Annotated in this window: 1 protein-coding gene and 1 pseudogene; both read left to right on the forward strand. The window is 41.4% G+C overall.

The window, feature by feature from the left end:
* On the forward strand, positions 1–574 hold a 574-nt coding region (locus tag ACS8FD_RS15795; protein WP_439276547.1), incomplete at its 5' end, for a LysR substrate-binding domain-containing protein.
* 307 nt (positions 575–881) lie between these two features.
* Positions 882–1168: pseudogene (locus ACS8FD_RS15800) on the forward strand (divalent metal cation transporter); the annotation flags it as partial.

Below are 1168 nucleotides of genomic sequence, written 5' to 3' on the forward strand. Positions count from 1 at the left end.
TGGCTTTGGCCGCTTTGCTCATCAAGATGCCTGGATACAGCAAATTTTATTGCGTCATGAGCGCTATCTGGTGGCATTGCCCAAAGCCCACCCACTTGCCAATACTACAGATCAACGCTTGATCGATTTGGCAAACAACCGCCTAATTTTATATCATCAAACACATTTACCAGTATCTACTACCGCAGCCACAACCCTATCGACCAAAAGTGGCGAGACAGACAGCGAACCGTTATCAGTTAGTGAACCTGTCACCGAACCTTTGTTACACTTGTTTGCAAGGTATGGCATCACCCCGCTAATGACGACTGAGGTGAGCGACTTACAAGTTGCGCTTGGACTTGTGGCGGCAAGCGAAGGAATTACATTAGTACCAGCCAGCCTACGCACAGTACGTACCGAACAAATCAGTTACCAGCGCTTAATTCATGAGAATATCACCTCTCCTGTGTATTTGCATACACTAAAAGACTTTATTCACCCTAAAATCCCCAATCTTTTAGACGCAATCTACGCCGTTTATGAACAACGTGGTATTACTTATCGACGGCAAAAATTTGGGTCAAAGCTATAAATTATAAGAATAGTCTGAAATTATCAGATATAGAATGCATATTATGGTATAAAGAACCGCCAAAAAAAACAATGCTAATGCTTGATATTATTTATTCATTATGATAACCACCAGTAATGGCAATGCAAAAAAATAGTAATAATAACTTGAATAATCATTATTCTGAATAGCATAGGTGTGCTAAAGTCGATACGATATGAATCGTTTTATATTTCGGCCCGACTTAAATAGAACGATTTTTTAATGATCATTGGCAAGCTGACACAGGTAAGTGATAATTTGCCGTTTTAACCATTTCGAGGTACTTATGACCACACAACCAATTAATAACCCTGATACTGTTAGAGAGGCTCAAAAAGAAGGCTTCAGTTGGCGTATCTTTGGGCCAGGTATTTTGATGGCAACTGCTGCCATCGGCGGCTCGCATCTGATTTCATCAACGCAGGCGGGGGCTATATACGGCTGGCAGCTGGCGATTATGATTATTCTGGCCAACGTCTTTAAGTACCCTTTCTTTCGTTTTGGCACAGATTATGTTTATGATACCAGCGAAAGTTTGATCGCCGGTTATGCCAAACGCTCAAAAGCGTATCT

Source organism: Psychrobacter sp. 1U2 (assembly GCF_051847575.1).